General features: G+C 76.2%; 14 protein-coding genes. 7 read left to right on the plus strand and 7 right to left on the minus strand.

The genetic code is table 11. From position 1 onward, the window contains the following. Window position 1 precedes the first annotated feature (1 nt). The 3 genes from GA0070214_RS09520 to GA0070214_RS09530 are packed head-to-tail and all read left to right on the plus strand — an operon-like array spanning window position 2 to window position 8,491. Complete coding sequence (locus GA0070214_RS09520; RefSeq protein ID WP_091261558.1) at window positions 2-3,079, plus strand: DUF6519 domain-containing protein; 3,078 nt, start codon at window positions 2-4, stop codon at window positions 3,077-3,079. Beyond that, on the plus strand, window positions 3,076-7,530 hold the full coding sequence (locus GA0070214_RS09525; RefSeq protein WP_139141779.1) for an eCIS core domain-containing protein: 4,455 nt from the start codon (window positions 3,076-3,078) through the stop codon (window positions 7,528-7,530). Before GA0070214_RS09520 ends, GA0070214_RS09525 begins: the two co-directional genes overlap by 4 nt. Window positions 7,531-7,549: 19 nt before the next feature. After that, complete coding sequence (locus GA0070214_RS09530) at window positions 7,550-8,491, plus strand: inositol-3-phosphate synthase (protein ID WP_091261563.1); 942 nt, start codon at window positions 7,550-7,552, stop codon at window positions 8,489-8,491. A gap of 310 nt (window positions 8,492-8,801) precedes the next feature. On the opposite strand, the gene GA0070214_RS09540 is transcribed toward GA0070214_RS09530, so the two are convergent. Further along, window positions 8,802-9,392 (minus strand): NADPH-dependent FMN reductase, encoded by a 591-nt coding sequence (locus GA0070214_RS09540; protein WP_091261565.1) that lies wholly within the window; start codon window positions 9,390-9,392, stop codon window positions 8,802-8,804. A gap of 87 nt (window positions 9,393-9,479) precedes the next feature. On the opposite strand from GA0070214_RS09540, the gene GA0070214_RS09545 reads away from it, so the two are divergent. Next, window positions 9,480-9,998 carry a MarR family winged helix-turn-helix transcriptional regulator gene (locus GA0070214_RS09545; protein ID WP_091261567.1) on the plus strand — a complete coding sequence of 173 codons (519 nt, stop codon included), beginning with the start codon at window positions 9,480-9,482 and terminating at the stop codon, window positions 9,996-9,998. Between the two features lie 16 nt (window positions 9,999-10,014). On the opposite strand, the gene GA0070214_RS09550 is transcribed toward GA0070214_RS09545, so the two are convergent. From GA0070214_RS09550 to GA0070214_RS09575, 6 genes are read right to left on the minus strand one after another with little or no spacing between them, the layout of a single operon-like run. Next, entirely contained in the window at window positions 10,015-11,925 is a 1,911-nt protein-coding gene (locus GA0070214_RS09550) for an ATP-binding protein (protein ID WP_091261570.1), read from the minus strand. After that, complete coding sequence (locus tag GA0070214_RS09555; protein WP_091261572.1) at window positions 11,922-13,172, minus strand: Pvc16 family protein; 1,251 nt, start codon at window positions 13,170-13,172, stop codon at window positions 11,922-11,924. Before GA0070214_RS09555 ends, GA0070214_RS09550 begins: the two co-directional genes overlap by 4 nt. Next, on the minus strand, window positions 13,169-14,050 hold the full coding sequence (locus GA0070214_RS09560; RefSeq protein ID WP_091261574.1) for a hypothetical protein: 882 nt from the start codon (window positions 14,048-14,050) through the stop codon (window positions 13,169-13,171). The genes GA0070214_RS09555 and GA0070214_RS09560 overlap by 4 nt, the downstream gene beginning before the upstream one ends. Then, complete coding sequence (locus tag GA0070214_RS09565) at window positions 14,047-14,760, minus strand: hypothetical protein (RefSeq protein ID WP_091261576.1); 714 nt, start codon at window positions 14,758-14,760, stop codon at window positions 14,047-14,049. The genes GA0070214_RS09560 and GA0070214_RS09565 overlap by 4 nt, the downstream gene beginning before the upstream one ends. Window positions 14,761-14,765: 5 nt before the next feature. After that, complete coding sequence (locus GA0070214_RS09570) at window positions 14,766-15,287, minus strand: phage tail protein (protein WP_091261579.1); 522 nt, start codon at window positions 15,285-15,287, stop codon at window positions 14,766-14,768. Window positions 15,288-15,298: 11 nt separating this feature from the next. After that, the gene (locus GA0070214_RS09575; RefSeq protein WP_091261581.1) at window positions 15,299-16,858 is read right to left on the minus strand and encodes a phage tail sheath family protein; all 1,560 of its coding nucleotides are present in this window, start codon (window positions 16,856-16,858) and stop codon (window positions 15,299-15,301) included. Window positions 16,859-17,273: 415 nt separating this feature from the next. Here GA0070214_RS09575 and GA0070214_RS09580 point away from each other — a divergent pair, with 415 nt between their 5' ends. The 3 genes from GA0070214_RS09580 (at window position 17,274) to GA0070214_RS09590 (ending at window position 18,249) form a co-directional block, all read left to right on the plus strand. Next, entirely contained in the window at window positions 17,274-17,507 is a 234-nt protein-coding gene (locus GA0070214_RS09580) for a hypothetical protein (protein ID WP_091261583.1), read from the plus strand. Between the two features lie 123 nt (window positions 17,508-17,630). Continuing rightward, window positions 17,631-17,846, plus strand: coding sequence for a hypothetical protein (locus GA0070214_RS09585; protein WP_139141780.1), 216 nt, complete (start codon window positions 17,631-17,633; stop codon window positions 17,844-17,846). A 28-nt stretch (window positions 17,847-17,874) separates the two neighbouring features. Further along, window positions 17,875-18,249 (plus strand): hypothetical protein, encoded by a 375-nt coding sequence (locus GA0070214_RS09590; RefSeq protein WP_091261591.1) that lies wholly within the window; start codon window positions 17,875-17,877, stop codon window positions 18,247-18,249. Window positions 18,250-18,268 lie beyond the last annotated feature (19 nt).

The raw sequence follows: 18,268 nt of genomic DNA on the forward strand, positions 1-18,268 counted from the left end.
CGTGCACGGAGACTTCACCCGCTGGACGTTCGACCCGCGCGACGGCTACCGCCAGGTGCTGTTGCAGCAGGGCCGCATGCTGCTCGACGCCGAGTGGAACGAGCAGACGACCATCACCGCCTGGCACGACGAGGAGCGGACCCGCGACATCGTGGGCGCGGCCGGCGGGCCGCTCGACGGGGCCGGCTTCGCCGTGGTCGACACCGCCGGCGCCAGCCCCACGGCGACGGCCTGGGCGGACCTGCGGATCACCCCCGGCCGCTACTACGTGGACGGGGTGCTGGTCGACGCCGCCCCGCCGGCCGCCGGCGGGGCCGGGCACAAGCTCGCCGACCAGCCGTACCTGCCCAAGATCGGCGACCTGCCCGGCCTGCCCGAGCCCACCGCCGACGGCCGGTACGCCGTCCTGCTCGACGTCGCCCACCAGCACGTCACCGCCGACCAGGCGCCCCGGCTGCGGGAGGCCGCGCTCGGCGGCCCGGACACCACCACCCGGGCCCGCACCGTCTGGCAGGTCCGGCTCGTCAAGGTGGCCGCCGGCACGGCCTGCGCCGACGTGGTGGACCCGGTCTGGGGCGGCCGGACCGCCCCGACCATGACGGCAGCGCTGCGCGAGGTGGACCCGACCGCCGACCCGTGCCGGCTCAGCGGCTCCGGCGGCTACCGGCGGCTGGAGAACCAGCTCTACCGCGTCCAGGTGCACGACGTGGCCGGCGACGGCACCGCCCGCTACCTGTGGTCCCGGGAGAACGGCAGCGTCGTGGCCGGGCTGACCGCCATCGGCCCGCCCTCGGCGGCCGCCGCGGCGGCCGGGATGGACGCCGAGCTGAGCCTGGACCGGGTCGGCCGGGACGAGGAACTGTCCTTCCGGGAGGGTGACCTCGTCGAGGTGACCAGCCCCGACCGCGAGCTGCACGGCCGGCCCGGCCACCTGGCCACCGCCGGCGCCCCGGACGGGACGGCGCTGCCGGTGACGTGGGCCGCGGGCGCGCCGGCCGGCCTCGCGGCGCTCGGCCGCACCCCGATCGTCCGCCGCTGGGACGGCCCGGCGCAGGTCGCCAACGCCAGCCCGGACGAGCTGGACGACGCCGGTATCGAGGTGCGCTTCGGCGCCGGTGACTTCCGGGTCGGCGACCACTGGCTGATCCCCGCCCGCACGGTTCGCCTGGTTTACGGCGTCAGCGCCCTGTCCGGCACCATCGACTGGCCCACCGACGGCCTCGGCAACGCCCTGGCCCGCCCGCCGCTGGGGCCGGTGCACCACGTGGCGGTGCTCGGCATCCTCCGGCGCACCACCGTCGGCGGCGCCGGGCGCTGGGCGCTCGACGAGGACTGCCGCCGGCTCACTCCGCCGCTGACCGACCTGGTCACCCTTGACCTGCTCGGCGGCGACGGGCAGCAGGCACCGCCCGGCCAGCCGCTGCCCGAGCCGGTGCGGGTGGTGGTCCGCAACGGCGGCCGCCCCGTGCACCGCGCCCGGGTCCGGTTCACCGCCGTCGACGGGCACCTGGCCACCGGCGTACCGTCCGCCGCCGACGCGGCGCAGGTGGTCCTGCAGACCGACGCCCGCGGCCAGATCGACGTGCGCTGGCTGCTGCCCAGCACCGGCCCGGCGACCCGGGTGCTCACGGCGGTCCGGCTCGACGACGCCGACGCCCCGGTCGACGCCGAGGTCCGGGTCACCGGCCGTCGCGACGAGAGCGGCACGGTCTGCCTGGTGGTCCGCCCCGAGACCGATCTGGTGCAGCTGTTCGCCGACCTGTCCGGGGTGACCGCGCTCGCGCTCTGCCTGACCGCGGGGGAGTGGACGCTGAGCGAGCCGGCGGTGCTCTCCGGGGTGTCCTGCGTGCTGGTCACCGGGGTCGGCTCGGCCACCCGGATCCTCTCCGCCGCCGAGTCGGCGCTGCGGTTCACCGACTGCGGCGAGGTGCAGGTCCGGGACCTGTCCGTGGCCGCGGTGCCGGCCGAGAACGACCAGCGCAACGGCGCCCTCGACGTGCGGCACACCGGCCTCGTCCTCGTCGAACGGGTCCACGCCGAGGTGGGTGACGCCCCGGCCGCCGTGGCGAGCGGGATCACCGTCCGGGGCGACGACCGCGAGGGCGGCCGGCCGGTCGAGCGCGCCGTGGTCCGCGACTGCCGGGTCGAGGCGGGCCACGCGCAGACCGGCGTGCTGGTGCTGGACAGCCGCCGCACCGACGTCGCCGGCTGCGACGTGCTGGCCACCGCCGACCCGGGCGCCGACCCGGAGAAGCGGTTCCTCGAGTGGCTGGGCGATCCCCGCTTCGCCCGGCGGATCGCCCGGCGGGCCGTGCACCCGCTGCTCGCCGGTGAGGACGGGCTCGGCCTGCGGCGCGGCTGGTCCTCGCTCGTGGAGACCCGCAACCTGCGGTTCGGCTCCGAGATCGACGACCCGAAGGGCTGGACCGCGTACGTCGGCGACCAGCAGGTCACGACCGTCGAGGAACTCCAGGACCTGGTCCGCGACGACCTGGTCCGGCACAACCCGGACTCCCGGTTCTTCGACGAGCGGACCCGCTTCGCCGCCTGGTTGCGCCGGGTCGCCGAGGAGTTCGCCGCCGTGGCCACGGCCACCGCCGGCATCACCGTCGCCGGGGCCACCGCCGCCGACGTCCGGGTCCGCGACAACACCGTCGCGGGTGCGCTCACCGGCATCAGCGTCGCCCTGGGCGACCCCGACGAGCAGCGCGAGACGGTACGCCGGGCGTGGATCACCGGCAACACCGTCACCCCGCCGGCGCGGGCCGCCACCGCCTACCTGCACCAGGGCGTGTACGTCGGGGACTGCCACCGCCTCGACGTGTCGTCCAACGTGGTCGACCTGGCCGACGGCAAACCCGGCTACCCGGTGCAGGGGCTGCTCTGCGCCGGCCGGTTCGGCCCGCACGCCGTCGCCGCCGCGAACACCTTCGACGGCACGGTGCTCGGCATCCGGGTGGTTCCCGGCCCGTCGGGTTCGCCCGCGCTGTGGGTGGCGCGCGACAATGTCTGCACCACCGGCCCGGCGCTGGTCGACGGCACCGGGGCGTGGCGCGACGAGGGGAACGTGGGCGTGTGAGGGTGGCGGAGGCGGTCCCGCCGTCCCGGTCGGCCGACCGGGACGAGCCCGAGCGCGCCCGCCCGGCGGCGGATCGGCCGGCCGAGCGGTCGAGCCGGCCCGCCCGCAGCACCCACAGCGTCGCCCGCATCCCGGTGCACGCCCCGCCCGACCCGGCCGCCGAACACGACGCCCACGCCACCGCCGCCCGCCTCGTCGCCGCCGGACCCGCCGACGCCACCGCCGCCCGGCCCACCCACGGCAGCGCCGCCCGGCCCGCACCGCCGGCCGCCCCGGCCCGCTCGGCCCGGCCGGTGGCCCGGCTGGCCACCGTGCCCGACCCCCGGCTGGGCGCCGGACGGCCGCTGACCGGCGCCGAACGCTCCCGCTACGAGCCGGCCCTCGGCATGGACCTGACCGGGGTACGCCTGCACGACGGCCTCGCCGCCAAGCTCGCCGCCCGGGAGCGGCGGGCGCACGCCTTCACGTACGGCAACCACGTGGTCCTCGGCGCCGGGGCCGGACCGGGCCGGGACCTGGTGCTCGCCCACGAACTGGCCCACGTCCGCCAGCAGGCGCGCCCCGCGCCCGCCCCGGCCACCGACCATTCGGGTCGCGGCCCACCGGCCGCCCCGGTCCGGTCCGCGCCGCTCGGCGTGCAGTGCTTCGCGCTCGCCGACACCGCCGTGGGCCGGTTCGTCTCCGACACCGCGAGCGACGCCGCCGCCCTGGGCCGTGGCGCGCTCGACACCGCCCTCGACGTGGGCGGGGAGATCGCCGGGACCGCCCTGGAGGCGGCCTCCGCGGTCGTCGACCGGCTCGCGCCCGGCCTGCTGGAGTTCCTCCGCGGCGGCGCGCTGGTCCGGCTGCGTGAGCTGCTGTGCACCGGCGTCAACGCACTGCTCGGCCGGCTGCTGGCCGGCCTCGCCGACATCGACCCGATGTCCGCGATCGAGTCCACCTTCACGGGGCTCGCCCAGGGCGTCCGGGACGTCCAGGCCCGCCTCGGCGGCGCCGCCCGCTCGACCGTCGGCGCACTCCTGCGCCCCGTGGTGGCCGCCCTCCAGGAGTGGGACGGCCCGATCATCCGGAACCTCCGCGCCGCCGCGGACACCGTCAACGACCTCTTCACCGGGCTCTGGGACCACCTCGCGGTCCCCGCGCTGGACCTGCTCGGCGCGGCCGGCGGCGCGGTGTGGGAGTCGTTCACCCGGCTGGGCGGCTGGCTCTGGGACCTCACGGCGCCCATCCGCGCCGGCGCGTCGTACGCCTGGGAGTGGCTCAGCACCCAGTTCGGTCTGGCCTGGGACAGCACCGAGGGCGCCCGCAGCTGGCTCGGCAACCTCGCGAACTCGGCCTGGGAGACGCTGCGGGCCACCATGGAGCCGATCCGTACCCCGCTCATGGTGGTCGGCGGCATCCTGGTCCTGCTCTCCTCGCTCGGCCCCGTGGTGGTGCTGACGCAGGTGCTCCCGCCGCTGTGGGACGGCCTCACCTGGCTCTGGGAGAACTGGAACACCCGCGAGATCCTGGTCGCCGCCCGGCAGGTGCTCCAGGAACGCATCCTGCCCACGGTCATCGGCGCGGTCAGCGGCGCGGCGGACACCGTCGCGGCCGCGGCGGCCTGGCTCGCCGACGTGGCCGGTCAGGTCGGCACCGCGATGGGTGGCGTCCTCGGTGCCTTCGGCGCCAGCACCTGCCTGACGGCGGTGTCCACACTCCTCACCGCCGTGGCGAACCAGTTCACCCGGCTGGCCACCTGGGCGCGCGGCGGGTTCAGCGGGCTCACCGAGGCCCTGCACGCCGTCTTCGACGCGCTGGTCGCCATCTTCCAGCCGATCCTGGACTTCCTGGTCCGGCTGGCGGTCGTGGTGGCCAACCCGCTCATGCTGCCGGTCGTCATCGGCGCGGTGATCTGGCTGCTCTGCCCCGACGACCTCAAGCCACCGGTCATCAACTTCGTGCTCGACCTGCTCATCGTGACGATCGGCGCGCTGCCCACCCTGCTCACCGGCCTCGGCCCGCTCGGCGCGCTGCTGCGCGAGGGCGTGGTCGGCTTCCTCACCCGGCTCCGCTACGGCGAGCGCATCGGCGACCAGCAGCGCATCGACGCCAGCAACAAGATCGCCAACCTGGCCGCCGGGGCCGGGGTGTCCTTCGTGGCCGGCCTGGCGTGGGGCATCGTGCAGGGCGTCGTCGACGGCATCATCGACCCGTTCCGGCTGCTGTTCATGCTGGCCCAGGTCCTGGTGGCCGCCGCACGCGCGGTGGCCCGGGTCGTCCAGGCGTACGCCCCCGGCATGGCCCTGGTCCGAGGGCCGCCGGCCGCCGCCGGCCCGACCGGCGGTGCCGGGCCGCCTCTCGCCGCGGCCTCGCCCGCTCCGGCGGGCCTCGCTCCCGTTCCCGGCGGCGGCGCCGCCGGACCGTCGGTGCCCGCGTCGGTCACCACGGCGACCGGCGCGGGCGCCGCGGTGAGCCCGGCGCCGCTGTCGGCACCCGTGGTGTCGGCCGCCACCGGCCCCGTCGCAACGGCCGCCGGTCCGACGGCCACCGCCGCCGGCCCGACCGCCGGCCCGACAGCGGCCGGCGGCGCGGCGGGTGGCGGCGCCGTCGAGCTGGCGGCGGTGCCCGGCGAGCCGACCGACGCGCAGATCGTGGCGGCGCTGCCCCCCGGCGCCCTCGCGCAGGCGGCGGCCGGCGGGGCGGAGGCCGATCTCGATCCCGCCACCCTCGAAACCGACATGCGCGGCGAGGTGCAGGGCGAGGGCGCCACCGTGGGCGGGCTCGCGCAACTCCTCGGCGACGCCTGGGCGGCCATGGTGGCCGGCGCCCAGTCGCTCGGCGCGCGGGCCGCCGACGCGCTGCTCGAATTCATCATGCTGCCCGACTTCGAGCTCGGCCGGAAGATCGGCTTCGTGGCCGGGTTCCTGCTGCTCCAGGCCGCCATCATCTACTTCAGCGCCGGCGGCTACGCCGCACTCGAGGCAGCCGGGCCGGTGCTGCGCCCCCTGCTGGTCTACCTGCTGCGCTTCCTCGACCTCGGCGGCGAGCTGCTCGGCGTGCTGGGCCGGGCGCTGCGCCCGCTGCGCGGGCCGCTCCTGCGTGGCATCGGCGCCGCGCGCGGCTTCCTCAGCCGGTTCCGGTTCGCCGCCGGGCTCCTCGAACGGATCGAGGGGCTGGCCGGGCGGATGCTCGGCCTCGGCGACGAGGCGGCCCTGGCCGCGAGCCGGGCCGCCCAGGGCGCCGAGGCCGGAGCGTCCCGCACCGCCCGCGAGGCGGTCGAGGCCGGCGTGGCCCGGGAGGGCGCGACCACGGGCGCGTCCCGTACCGGCCGGGAGGCGGCCGAGGCCGGGGCCGCCCGCGAGGCCACCGAGGCCGGCACGGCCCGGGCCGGCCGGGAAGGTGCCGAGGGCGCGGCCACCCGGGAGGCCGACGAGCTGGGCGAGGGGGCGGTCGGCGCGGCCGACGAGCCGGGCACCCCGACGCTTGCGGACGACGCGGCCAAGGCGGCCCAGTACCCGGAGGCCGTGGCCGAGGCCCGCGCCATCGAGGCCACCAACGACGCGCTCGACAGCCCGGTTCCGGTGCTGCTGGCCTCGCTCATGGTGCTCAAGCGCCGGTACCGCTGGATCGAGACGTTCGCCGCCACCCCGGTCGGCCCCGGGGTCTACGAGGTGGAAATGATCGCCAGCCGCACCTCGCTCGGCCGCTACACCACCGGCGGCCCGTCGCTGCCCGGGCCGCGCAACCCGCACGCGGCGGAGATCGACCGGCTGCTGGCGGAGGCCGAGGGGCTCGGGCAGCGGCTCAGCCGGGAGGAACTGGAACGCGCGGCGGCGGCCGACCCGGAGGGCTTCGCGCAGCTGGCGGACCGGGTGCGCCAGGAGATGGCCGAGCGGGCCGGCGGGCGCACCGGCCTGGCCGCCCAGGCCGAGGCCGACCTCGCCGGAGCGGGCGAGCACTTCGGACCCGGCCACCAGGGCCCCGGCCGGCCGCGCGCGGACGTCGCCGTGGCGGAGAGCCATGCCGTCGCCCGGGAGGCGGGGGTGCCGGAGGCGATCCTCGGCGACGCCACCCCGATGACCCGGGCCGACTTCGAGGCCGCGCTGCCCACCAGCGGGCCGGGCCTGACCCGGCCCGCACCCCCGGCGATCCCGATCCGCGACGCGTCCGGGCAGTTCACCAGTCGCGGGGTGGGGCGCAGCAGCGTGCAGAACATCGACGTGCGGCACGACATCGAGTTGCTGGAGGCGGCCGGCGCCAGCGACTTCCGGATCAACCAGACCCAGGTCGACGTCACCGACAGCCTCCGTCTCGGCACCAACCGCCCCGACGTGCAGGCGACGTTGAACGGCCGGCGGATCCACATCGAGTACGACCGGGCACCCGGGGACCGGGCCCTGGAGCACGCGCGGCGGATCCTCAGCAACGACCCGAACGCGATCGTCCTGCTGAAGATCGTCGACTTCTGACCCGGGGTAGCCTCGGGCCATGATCGAAAGTGCGAAGGTCGCGGTCGTCGGCGTGGGCAACAACACGTCGGCGCTGGTGCAGGGACTCCACTTCTACCGCCGCACCGGCAGCCTGGTGGGCATCCACCGCGCCGAGGTGGCGGGGCTGGGCGTCGGGGACGTCGACGTCGTCGCGGCGTTCGCCGTCTCCGACGCCAAGGTGGGCCGGGACCTGCACGAGGCGATCTTCCTGCCGCCCAACAACTTCCCCCGGCTGGACGCGGACCTGCCGCCGTCGGGCGTGACGGTCCAGCGCGGTCTCGTGGACGCGACGGAGGTCGAGCGGGTGGCGAGTGCGCTGGAGGGCGCCGAGGTGCTGCTCTACTCCGCGCCGAGCGGCCGGCCGGAGACCGCTCGCGCCTACGCCGAGGCGGCGCTGCGGGCGGGCGTGGCATTCGTCAACACCACGTCCGACGGTGTGGCCCGAGACCCCTCCTGGGTCCAGCGGTTCGAGGCGGCCGGCGTGCCGCTGGTCGGTGACGACCTGGCCAGCCAGTTCGGCACCTCCGTGGTGCATCACGCGCTGCTGCGTCTGCTCGAGGAGCGCGGCCTCACCCTGGTCAGCTCGTACCAGGTCAACCTGGGCGGCACCGAGGACTTCCGTAACCTGGTCGAGCACCCGAACACCAAGCAGCAGTCCAAGGCGAACGCGGTGGGCTCGGACAAGGTCGAGATGGCTCCGCTCGGGTACCTCCCGCACCTGGGGTCGCAGAAGATCGCCCACCTCAACGTCGAGGCGCAGGGCTGGGGCGGCACGGCGGTGAGCCTGGACGTGCGGCTGAAGGTGCACGACCCGAGCGGCGCGGCGGGCGTCAACATCGACCTGGTCCGCATGGCCGCCGCCGCCCGGCGCGCGGGGCGCGGCGGATACCTGCCCGAGGCGGCGGCCCTGCTGAAGTCGCCGCCGGGAACGGCGATCTGAGACCGGAGGAGAGATGGACGACGAGGCGAGCCCCGAGGTGCGGGAGCGCGTCACGGCGAGCCTCGAACGCCAGGGACTCATGCGCCACCTCGGCGCCCGGCTGGCGCACATCGCCCCCGGACGGGTGCACATCGTGCTCGCCAGCCGGGCCCGAGGTGACCCAGCAGCACGGCTACATCCACGCGGCTCGAGGTGTACGGCGTGCAGGGCGGGCAGCGATCGCTCGTGGCGACCGGGCAGCAGACACTCTTCTGCCTGGCCTGAGCTCGTCGATGTCCCGCTCAGGCGCCGTCCTGCACGCCGAGAATGCTCACCCGGCCGCGCGTTGCCGTGCCCGTTCCCGCAGCGGGGTCAGGGCCGCGGTCCAGTGCACCAGCTCCTCGAGCATGGCCTCGGCGCTGGCGTCCATCGTCTCGTTGGGTCGCAGTGCGCCGTCGTCGCCGATGAACTGGGCGACGAACGGGATGTGTACGGCCTCGGGGATCGGCGTCATCTTCAGCGTGGTCAGCACCTGCTTGATCATCTGCGCGGCGCGGGTGCCGGCACTGACGCCGCCGTAGCTGACCAGGCCGACCGGCTTGTAGGCCCACTCGTGCGCGAGGTAGTCGATGGCGTTCTTGAGCGGGGCCGTGTAACCGAAGTTGTACTCGGGCATCACGATCAGGAACGCGTCGGCGCGGTCGATCGTGGCGCTCCAGTCGCGGGTGTGCTGGTGCTCGTACCGGCGCAGGCGCGGGTGGTGCGGCTCGTCCATGAACGGCAGGTTCCACTCGGCGAGGTCGACGAGCTCCACCTGATCGAAGCCGCCGTGCTTGACCGCCGCGGCGTGGATCCACTCGGCGACCGGCAGGCCGAGCCGGCCCGGCCGGGTGCTGGCAATGATGATCTGCAAGGTAGGCATGCTTCGCTTCCTCGAAAGTCGCTGACGTATCAGCAAACCTATCCACACGATGCTGACGTGTCAGCAATTCGCCGTAGACTGTGATCCATGACCCAACCGCGGTGGCTGAACTCCGAGGAAGAACGCCTGTGGCTGGCCTTCCTGCGCATGCGGCGCGCCATCGACGTCGCGATCGACGGTCAGCTCGCCGAGGCCGGGCTCTCGCCCGCCGACTACGACGTCCTGGCCCCGCTCTCCCAGAGCGGCGAAGCACTTCGCGTGCGGGACCTGGCCGCCCTCATCGGCTGGGACCGCAGCCGCATCGCCCACCAGCTCCGGCGCATGGAACAGCGCGGGCTCGTGGTGCGGTCCGGCAGCACGACCGACCGGCGAGGCACCCTGGTCCACCTCACCGACCTCGGCCGCACGGCGATCACCGCCGCCGCGCCGGGGCACGTCGAGACGGTCCGCCGGGTGCTCTTCGATCAGCTCGACCAGCAGGACCTGGCCTGTCTCACAAGCATCGCCGAGCGGGTGGCCGACGCCGCCGGACTCACCGGCATCTCCCGCACCGGCGGCCCGGCTCGGCCCGGCACGGCGCAGGTGCGTCCGGGACGAGAATCCTGAACCCACGGGCCAGGAGTCAGCGACCGCCCAGCGAACGGCCGTTCTTGGCCAGCTCCCAGCGGGTCGCCGTGGCCACCTGCTCCCCGGTGATCCGTTCCCCGTCCGCACCCAGGTACGCGGCCGTCAGCGCCGCCGCGGCGATCCCGCCCCCGGGCAGGTCCACGGCGGCGAGCCGCTCCGGGTCGACGTCGGCCGGCACCCCCGCCGGGAACGCCCGCCGCCACAGGGTCTCCCGGGCGGCCCGGTCCGGGTACGGGAAGGTCACCACGATCCGCAGCCGGCGCAGGAACGCCTGGTCCAGCACGGACCGGGCGTTGGTGGTGAGGATGGCCAGCCCGGTGAACGACTCCATCCGCTGGAGCATGTAGCCGACCTCCAGGTTGGCGTACCGGTCGTGGCTGTCGCGCACCTCGGTGCGCTTGCCGAACAGGGTGTCCGCCTCGTCGAAGAGCAGCACGGCCGCGCCGTCCTCGGCGGCGTCGAAGACCCGGCTGAGGTTCTTCTCCGTCTCGCCGATGAACTTGCTGACCACCTGGCTGAGGTCGACCACCACGAGGTCCAGGCCCAGCTCGTGCGCGATCACCTCGGCGGCGAGGGTCTTGCCGGTGCCGCTCGGCCCGGCGAAGAGGGCGGCCGTGCCCAGGCCGCGGCTGCTCCGGTCGGCGAACCCCCAGTCGTGCAGCACCCGGGTGCGATGGTGCACGGCGGCGACCAGTGACCGCAGCTGCGCCACGTGGGTGTCCGGCAGCACCAGGTCGCCCCAGCCGGCGCGCGGCCGGACCACCCGGGCCTGCCCGCCGTAGCGGCTGCGGGAGCGGGCCCGGCACGCCTGCCACAGCGGCGCGCCGGCGGCAACGTCCCCGGCGGCCAGCTCCAGGTCGGGCAGGGCCAGGTCGAACACCCCGGCCACCGCGGCCGCCTCGCCCGCCGCCCGGTCGGCCAGGTGCCGGTCGAGCGCGTCGTCCAGCGCCGCGGCGCGTTCCGCGATGGGCAACCGGGGTACGCCGACCAGCACGCCGTCGGCCAGCACGGTGTCCATGGCGCCGAGCACGGCGACCGGGGCGGGCAGCGTGCCGAGGGCGCGGATCAGCGCCCGGGCGTCCTCCGGGCGGGCACCGTCGGCGTCGAACGCCCAGGCGGCCGGCGCGAGCAGGCTCTCCCGCCCGATCAGGCGCAGCAGCCGGTCGCGGTCGCGTACCGCGGAGGGGAGGTCGGCCACCGCGACCAGCCGCAGCTCGCGGCCGGCGGCGTCGGACGCGGCGGCCGCGACCACCGGCAGGTTGGCCGGCTGCGGTCCCTGGAGCACGGCGGGCCGGCCGTGCTCCCAGACGGTGCGGATGGTGGCGGCCACGGCGGCGAACGCGGGCGGCAGCGGGGCGGGCGGCGGGACGGGCCGGGCCACGGCGGCGAGGTCGGGTTCCAGGTAGCGGACACCCATGAGGTGGTGCAGCACCCGTTCCTCGGTGATCAGCGGGCTGCCGGTGGGGGTGTCCGGGTCGAGCAGCCGCACCAGGTCCCAGCGGCGCAGCGGCCCGTCGGGGGTGAGCGCGCTCCAGTGCGGGCCGGGCAGCGCGGCCAGGGCGAGGCCGAAGGTGGGCCGGGGCTGCCCGTGCGCGGCAGTGAGTTCGTCGGCAACCTCGCCGGCCAGCTCCGGGCCGGTGGAAAGCAGCAGGACGGCCCGCTCGAAGCCGGTGAGCCGGAGCGCGGCGGCGAGCGCGTCGAGCGCCGTGGGCCGGTCGAGCAGCGCACGGGCCGCCGCGAGCCGCCCCTCGGCCGCGGCGAGTTCCGCCTCGTCGGCCTCCCCGGGGTACGCGACGAGCCGCACCCGCAGCACGTCCAGCTCGGCCACCAGCGCGAGCCGGTTCGCCTCGTCCCACGGCACGCCGGGCGGGCCGGCCGGGCAGGCCCGGCGGTCGGCGGCGGTCACGGCACGGTCAGGGCGGGCGCGCCGTAAACCTCTCCGACCAGGTCGGGCAGGCTCTCCACACCGTCGACCTGCACCCGGACCAGCCAGTCGCCGGTGGGCACGTCGCCGGCGGCGAGGGCGATCCGGTCCTGCGGGGCGGCGTCCGGGGCGAGCGGGGCGAGCCGGACGGCCAGCGCGTCGGGTTCGCCGGCCGGGCCGGGCGTGAGCCGGGTGAGCAGGACGGTGGCGCGCTGCCGGGCCACCAGCGGCGGGTCGACGCCGAGCACGATGTCGGGCGGGCCGTCCACCACCGACGCCGTGGGGCGTACCAGCAGGGGCAGCGTGTTGGAGCCGGCGGTGACCCGGGCGGGCGCGCCGCCGGCGGCCGGCGTGACGTGCGCGACCCGGACGCCGTGCAGCCCGGCCGGCACGCTGCCGGCGAGGGTGACGGCCAGGGTGGAGTCGGTGCCGCCCGGCTCGGGGGTGAGGGTGGCCGGTCCGACGTGGACGCGTGTGGTCTGCCCGGGCCGGCCGCGCAGCCCGGCGCCGCGCAGCTCGACCCGGTCGCCCGTGGCGGCGGTCCCGCCGGGCGGGTCGGTGACCAGGGCGGTCAGCACGGCGGGCCCGCCGGCCAGGACGGTGACGGTGCGCTGCCGCACCGGCAGGGCCCGGCGCGGGATGACGTCCGCCTCGACCAGCGCGGCCGTCGCCACGTACGTCTGGGAGAGCTGGTGCGGGGTGGCGAAGGTGGCCCACAGCTTGGACATCTCCTCCACCGACAGGGTGTACGGGGCGACCTTCACCCGCTCCACCTGGTCGGCCAGGTCCGACTCGGCGAGGAACGCGGTCGGCACGTCGTCGGCGTACAGGTCGATGGCGGCCGTCACCAGGTCCCGGGTGAGCGTCGGGGTGACCGCGAGGGCGAGCACGGCCCGGCCGAGCAGGCGCTGCGCGTCCAGGGACTCGGCCTCCCCGTAGCAGGTGAGCAGGTAGTACAGGTCGAGCGCGGCGACCGGCCGGCGGGTGAAGCCGCCGTCGCGGCTGCGGGTGGGCAGGTCGGTGAGGTTCCAGGCGTGGTTGGGGCGCACGTCGTACAGGTAGATGTTGATGCCGGGCGTGGAGACCAGCGTGGTGTCGGAGAGCTGGTTGGGGCGCAGGGTGGTGACGGTGGCGCCGCCGACCGGCCCGGGGTGGGCGGCGTCGAGGGCCCGCTCGAGCACGTACCGCAGGGTCGAGGTGACCGCGGCGATGGCCAGGCCGTTGCTCATCGGCCCTCCCGGCGCCGGGCGAGGTACGCGGCGTGGTCCACGGTGGACCTGGCCGGCGGAGGCGGCGCGGGCGGCGGCGGGGCGGGCGCGCGGGTCACCACCACCCGGTCGATGTGCAGGTGCACGTCGCCCGACGGCGGGGCGTCCTGCGCCGTCCCCGGTGGCGGGGTGGGCGCGGGACGGACCGGGCCGGTGCGCACCTCGGCCGTGCCGGGCCGGGGCGGCGCGCCGGTCGGCCGGTCGACGAAGACGAGGCGCTCCCCGGGTTCCACGGCGCGGCGGGCGGTCAGCGCCGGGCCGAGGCGCTCCCGCAGCAGCCGGGCCAGGTCGGGCCCGGCGGCGCGTACCGGGGCGGGGGCGGGCCGGCGGGTGGCGGGTGCCGGGGCAGGCGCCGCGGGCGGAACGACGGTGGCGGGCCGGGTGGGTTCTGGTGCCGGGCTCGCGTCAGGTGGCGGGGCGACCGGGGGAGCGGCGGTGTGCGGGACGGCTGTGTCCGGCTCGCGGCCCGCCGGGCCGACCGGCTCCGTCCGCACGGCGGCGGCCCGGTTCGGCACGGGTGGGGCGGCCTCGGGGAGCGTGACGGGCGGCGTCCGGTCCGCCCTCGGCTGCTCCGCGACCCGATGCGCCGCCCGCGCCGGTGCCGCCCCGGGGCCGGTGGGTGGGAGGGGCGGTGCGGCCGGCCGTTCGGGGATGCCCCGGGCCGGCGTCGGCGCCGCCGCGGTCGACTCCGGCCACGACGCGGCCACGTCGGCCGGCACGTCGGCGGGCGGGTCCGGGACGGTGGCCTCGAAGGGCTGCGGGGCGCGGAGCCGGACCAGCGGTTCCCGGCCGGTGGCCCGCTGCGCCATCCGGGCGAAGAACCCCTCGCCGCCGCTCACGCCGCCCGCCCCGAGGCAAGGGCCAGGTACGCGCGCCGCCGCCCGGCCGGCAGGGCGAGGATGTCGGCCTCGGCCCAGCCGTACGCGGCGGCCAGGGTGGCCACCTCGGCGAGCACCGCCGGGGCGCGGTGTGTGACCCGCTCCCAGAGCAGCTCGGTCACGTCCAGCGCGGCGACCACGGCGTCCCCGCAGCCGGGGCAGCGGGTCCGCAGCACCACGGCGGCGGCGCCGGCCAGTTCCTCGGCGGCGGTGTCGACGGCCCGGCGCTGGTCGGCGGTCAGCTCGCCCGGTGCGACGGGCCGGCCGTCGGCGTCGCGGACGCACCGGGCGAGGAGCGTGCCGAGCGGGTCGTCGGAGTGCCCGGCGGCGAGCAGGTCCCGGGCGGTGGGGGCCCGGACCCGCAGCGTGCCGCCGGCGACCGCGCCGGTGTCGCCGGCCGGGAGCCCGGCCACCGGGTCCAGGGGCAGCGCCACGTCGAGGACCTCGCCGCAGCCGCAGGTGAGCACGGCGTCGACCGGGTCGCCGAAGCTGTCGACGCTCAGCCGGGCGGCGAGCGCGGCGACCGTCCCGACCGGGAGGTCCAGGGCGGCGTCGAGGTCGGGGAGGAGCCCGGCCGCGTGCAGCAGCACCGGGCCCCGGGCGGCCGGCGGGGCGGTCGCGGCGGCCTCCCAGACTGCGAGGAGCCGGCCGGGATCGTCCAGCGTGGTCACGGCGGTCAGGGTTCGACGAAGGACGGCTCGGCGGGCTCGGCCACCGTGTAGTCGCGTTCCCAGCCCTCGTTCTCCAGCTTGATGCTCTGGATGGCCACGGCGTTGGCGTTGGCGTCCAGTTCGGGCAGCGCGACCCATTCGGACACCCAGCACCGGTAGACCTTGTACGCGATGACCAGTTGCCCGGCCTCGTTGTACATCTCGATGATGATGTCCTTGCGGAAGTCCGCCAGGGACGTCTCGGCGCCCAACCCGGAGCCGTAGTTCCACACCTTGTTGGCCCACTGCTCGAAGTCCGGGTCGTGGGTGACCCCGCGCTCCAGCACGATCGCGTCGTACTCGGTGCGCCCCGGGGACTTGCGGCTGCTGCTGGGGTCGCCGCCGTGGCGGTGGGTGACCACCTCGGTGCTCCGCTTCAACGTGCCGATCTTGCTGATCCCGGCGACGTATCGCCCGTCCCACTTCGCCCGGAACTTGAAGTTCTTGTACGGGTCGAAGCGCTGCGCGTTGACCGTGAACTCGGCCATGCCCGCCCCTCCTAGGTCGCCGCGGCCGCGGTCCGCTGCTGGATGCCGATCACCACGAACTCGGCCGGTTTGACGGCCGCGAAGCCGACCAGGATGTTCAGCACCCCCCGGTCGATGTCGTACTGCGTGGTGGTCTCGCTGTCGCACTTGACGAAGTACGCCTCCCGCGGGGTGCGGCCCTGGAAGGCGCCCTGCCGGAACAGGTCCTGGAGGAACCCGCCGATCGACGCGCGGACCTGCGCCCACAGCGGTTCGTCGTTGGGCTCGAACACCACCCACTGGGTGGCCCGGACCAGCGTCTCCTCCAGGAAGAGCGCCAGCCGCCGCACCGGCACGTACCGGTACTCGTCGGCGAGCACGTCCGCGCCGCGCAGCGTCCGCGCGCCCCACACCAGGGTCCCGGTGGCCCGGAAGGTGCGCAGGCAGTTCACCGCGTACGGGTTGAGGTTGCCGTTCTCGCCGTCGGTCAGCGCGAGCGCCGGCCCGGTCACCCCGGCGAGGGCCGCCTCCACCCCGGCGGGCGCCTTCCACACCCCGCGAGCCGCGTCGGTGCGGGCCATCACCCCGGCGACCGCGCCGCAGGGCGCGAACTCGCGGACCGCGCCGTCGCGCAGCGGGTCGGGCCGGCGCACCCGGGGGAAGTAGAGCGCGCCGTTGCGGCCGTTGGCGGTCAGCCCGCGCGCCCCCAGCCAGGTTCGCACCGTGTCGGCGGTCTCGGTGGGCGGCGGGTCGACCAGCAGGAAGGCCCGCTGGCGTACGCAGAAGTCCAGCGCGTCGGCCCACACGGCGTCGTCGAGGGCCTGGTCGGGCACCGACGGCGGCAGGCAGAGCAGGGTGAACAGGTCGGCGTCGCGCAGCGCGTAGATGCCCTGCTTGGTGCCCTCCAGCGCGCCGCCGTCGGTGTACTCGGCAGCCGTCAGGTGGGTGCCGTCGGTGCCGGTGGCCGCCGGGTCGGTGGTGTCCACGTCGTAGCCGCCCGCGTCGGGACGGCCGGTGCCGGGCAAGGCCGGCGCCGCACCGACCCGGACCAGCCGGGAGGCGGCCAGCACCGTGTCCACCCGGCGCGGCCCGTCCACGAGGGTCACGTTCGGGTACGTCTCGACCAGCACCGGGTTCTCCGCCGGCCCTTCCCGCACGGTCAGGTGGAACAGCTCGTCGGCGTCCACGCCCTGCTGGTCGGCGACAGTGGTGGCCTCCTCGCCGGTCGCGTGCGTCACCTCGGCGTGCAGCCCGTTGCCCCAGCCGCCCGGCCCCACCGCGTCGAGGGTCAGTGCCCCGTTGAGGTCGAGCTGCGCGCCGGTCGCGTCGCGGGCCAGCCGGACGATCACCGCCTGGTTGCCGCCGTTGAGGTAGAAGTCGCGCACCGCGTAGCCGAGGCCGCTGTCCCGCCACAGGCCGCCGAAGGTGCGTTCGAACTCCGCGTACGAGGAGATGGCCACCGGCACGTCTACCGGCCCGCGCAGCGCCCGGCCGACGAACGCGGCCACGGCCGTGGCGACGCCGGTGATGGTGCGACTGCCGCCGGGAATCTCCTGGATGTAGACCCCGGGATGGCTGAGCGTTGCCGCCATGACGACTCCTCGACTCCACGGGCGCGCCGTACGCCGCTGGCGCGACTGTGCCGCCCGCCCGTCACCGCGCCGTCACCCGGCCGTGTCGGTCCGCGCAGGATGCGCGAGATCATCACCGACGACATGTCCTTCCTGGTGGATCCGGTGACCGCACGCAGCGGCCACGCACGGGTACGGGTCCACCCGGTTCGAGGAGAGGTCGAAGCTGGGCGCAGCCGAGGAGTGCCCGGCAGGTTCTCCCGGCTCGACCTGCGAGCCGCCGGCCACCCGGCCTGGCCGGCGCGCAGTCGTGGTCGGTCCGCCAGGCCCGCCTCGGGGGCTGTCGCCGCCGACGGGGGCGCCGAGGCGGCGAGCCTAGGCTGACGGTGTGGGTGACCCACGACGCGGTGGGATCCGGAGAGGAGCGACGACAGCCATGACCGCACTGCCCGCGGCGCCGTCGCCGCAGCCGCCGGACGGCCCGGGCGGCAACCGGGCCCTGTCGTTCGCCCTGGTCTTCCTGGTCGCGCTGCTGGTGGCCAGCTGGACGGGGTTCATCGTCTGGCTCAGCACCCACCAGCTGGCCGACGCCATCCTGCGTGCCGGCACGGCCTTCGCCGGCGCCGTCGGGCTCAGCCTCGCGGTCTGGACGGCGTACCGGCAGAAGTGACCACCGGAAGGTCCCGGGACGTCCGGCCGCGGTCGTGGTGACGCGGCGGGCGACGGGCCGGTGACGGGCGGACGGCACGCTGGGCCGGCCCGCGCACCAGACTCCCGCTCCGGAGGCGCTCCCGTGACAGCCCCTGACCCCGACCGCGGTGGGGTGGTGGTCGTCCGGGTGTGGTTCGAGGACCGGCCCGACGAGCTGGGCTTCCGCGCCCTGGTGACGAGCTGCGTCGACCTGGCCGGCGGCCGGCCGGAGAGCCGCGCCGTGACGTCGCCGGACGCGGTCGTCGAGGTGGTGCGCAGCCGACTGGTGGAGATTCTCGCCGGTCACCGACCGCGGTGACACCCACCGCCCGACCCAGGGAAGGACCATGACCGAGAAGATCAATTGGAGCCTCCAGGTGCGCGTGGCACACGGGCCGCAGATCGCGGCCACCGGCGTCGTCGACGTCGAGGCGTACGACAAGGTCTCGGTCGAGATCGCGGCCGGGGAGAGCCAGCAGGTGGACCTCGTGCCGGCCGGCACCGAGCGGGTCGGCATGGTGCTGATCGTGCCGGCCGCGCCCAGCGCCGACCTGTCGTACGAGATCGACGGCACGGCGATCGCCCTCGACGGCGCGCACGCCTTCCTCGGGGCCGGGGCGGCCCGGCTGCTCGGCGCGGACCCGGCGAGCCTGACCTTCACCAACGACACCGCCGAACCGGCCCGGCTGGACATCCTGGTCGGCCGGGACGTCACCCCGTGAGGGCCACCGCGATGTGACG

It is taken from the genome of Micromonospora chaiyaphumensis (assembly GCF_900091435.1).
Taxonomy (GTDB): domain Bacteria; phylum Actinomycetota; class Actinomycetes; order Mycobacteriales; family Micromonosporaceae; genus Micromonospora; species Micromonospora chaiyaphumensis.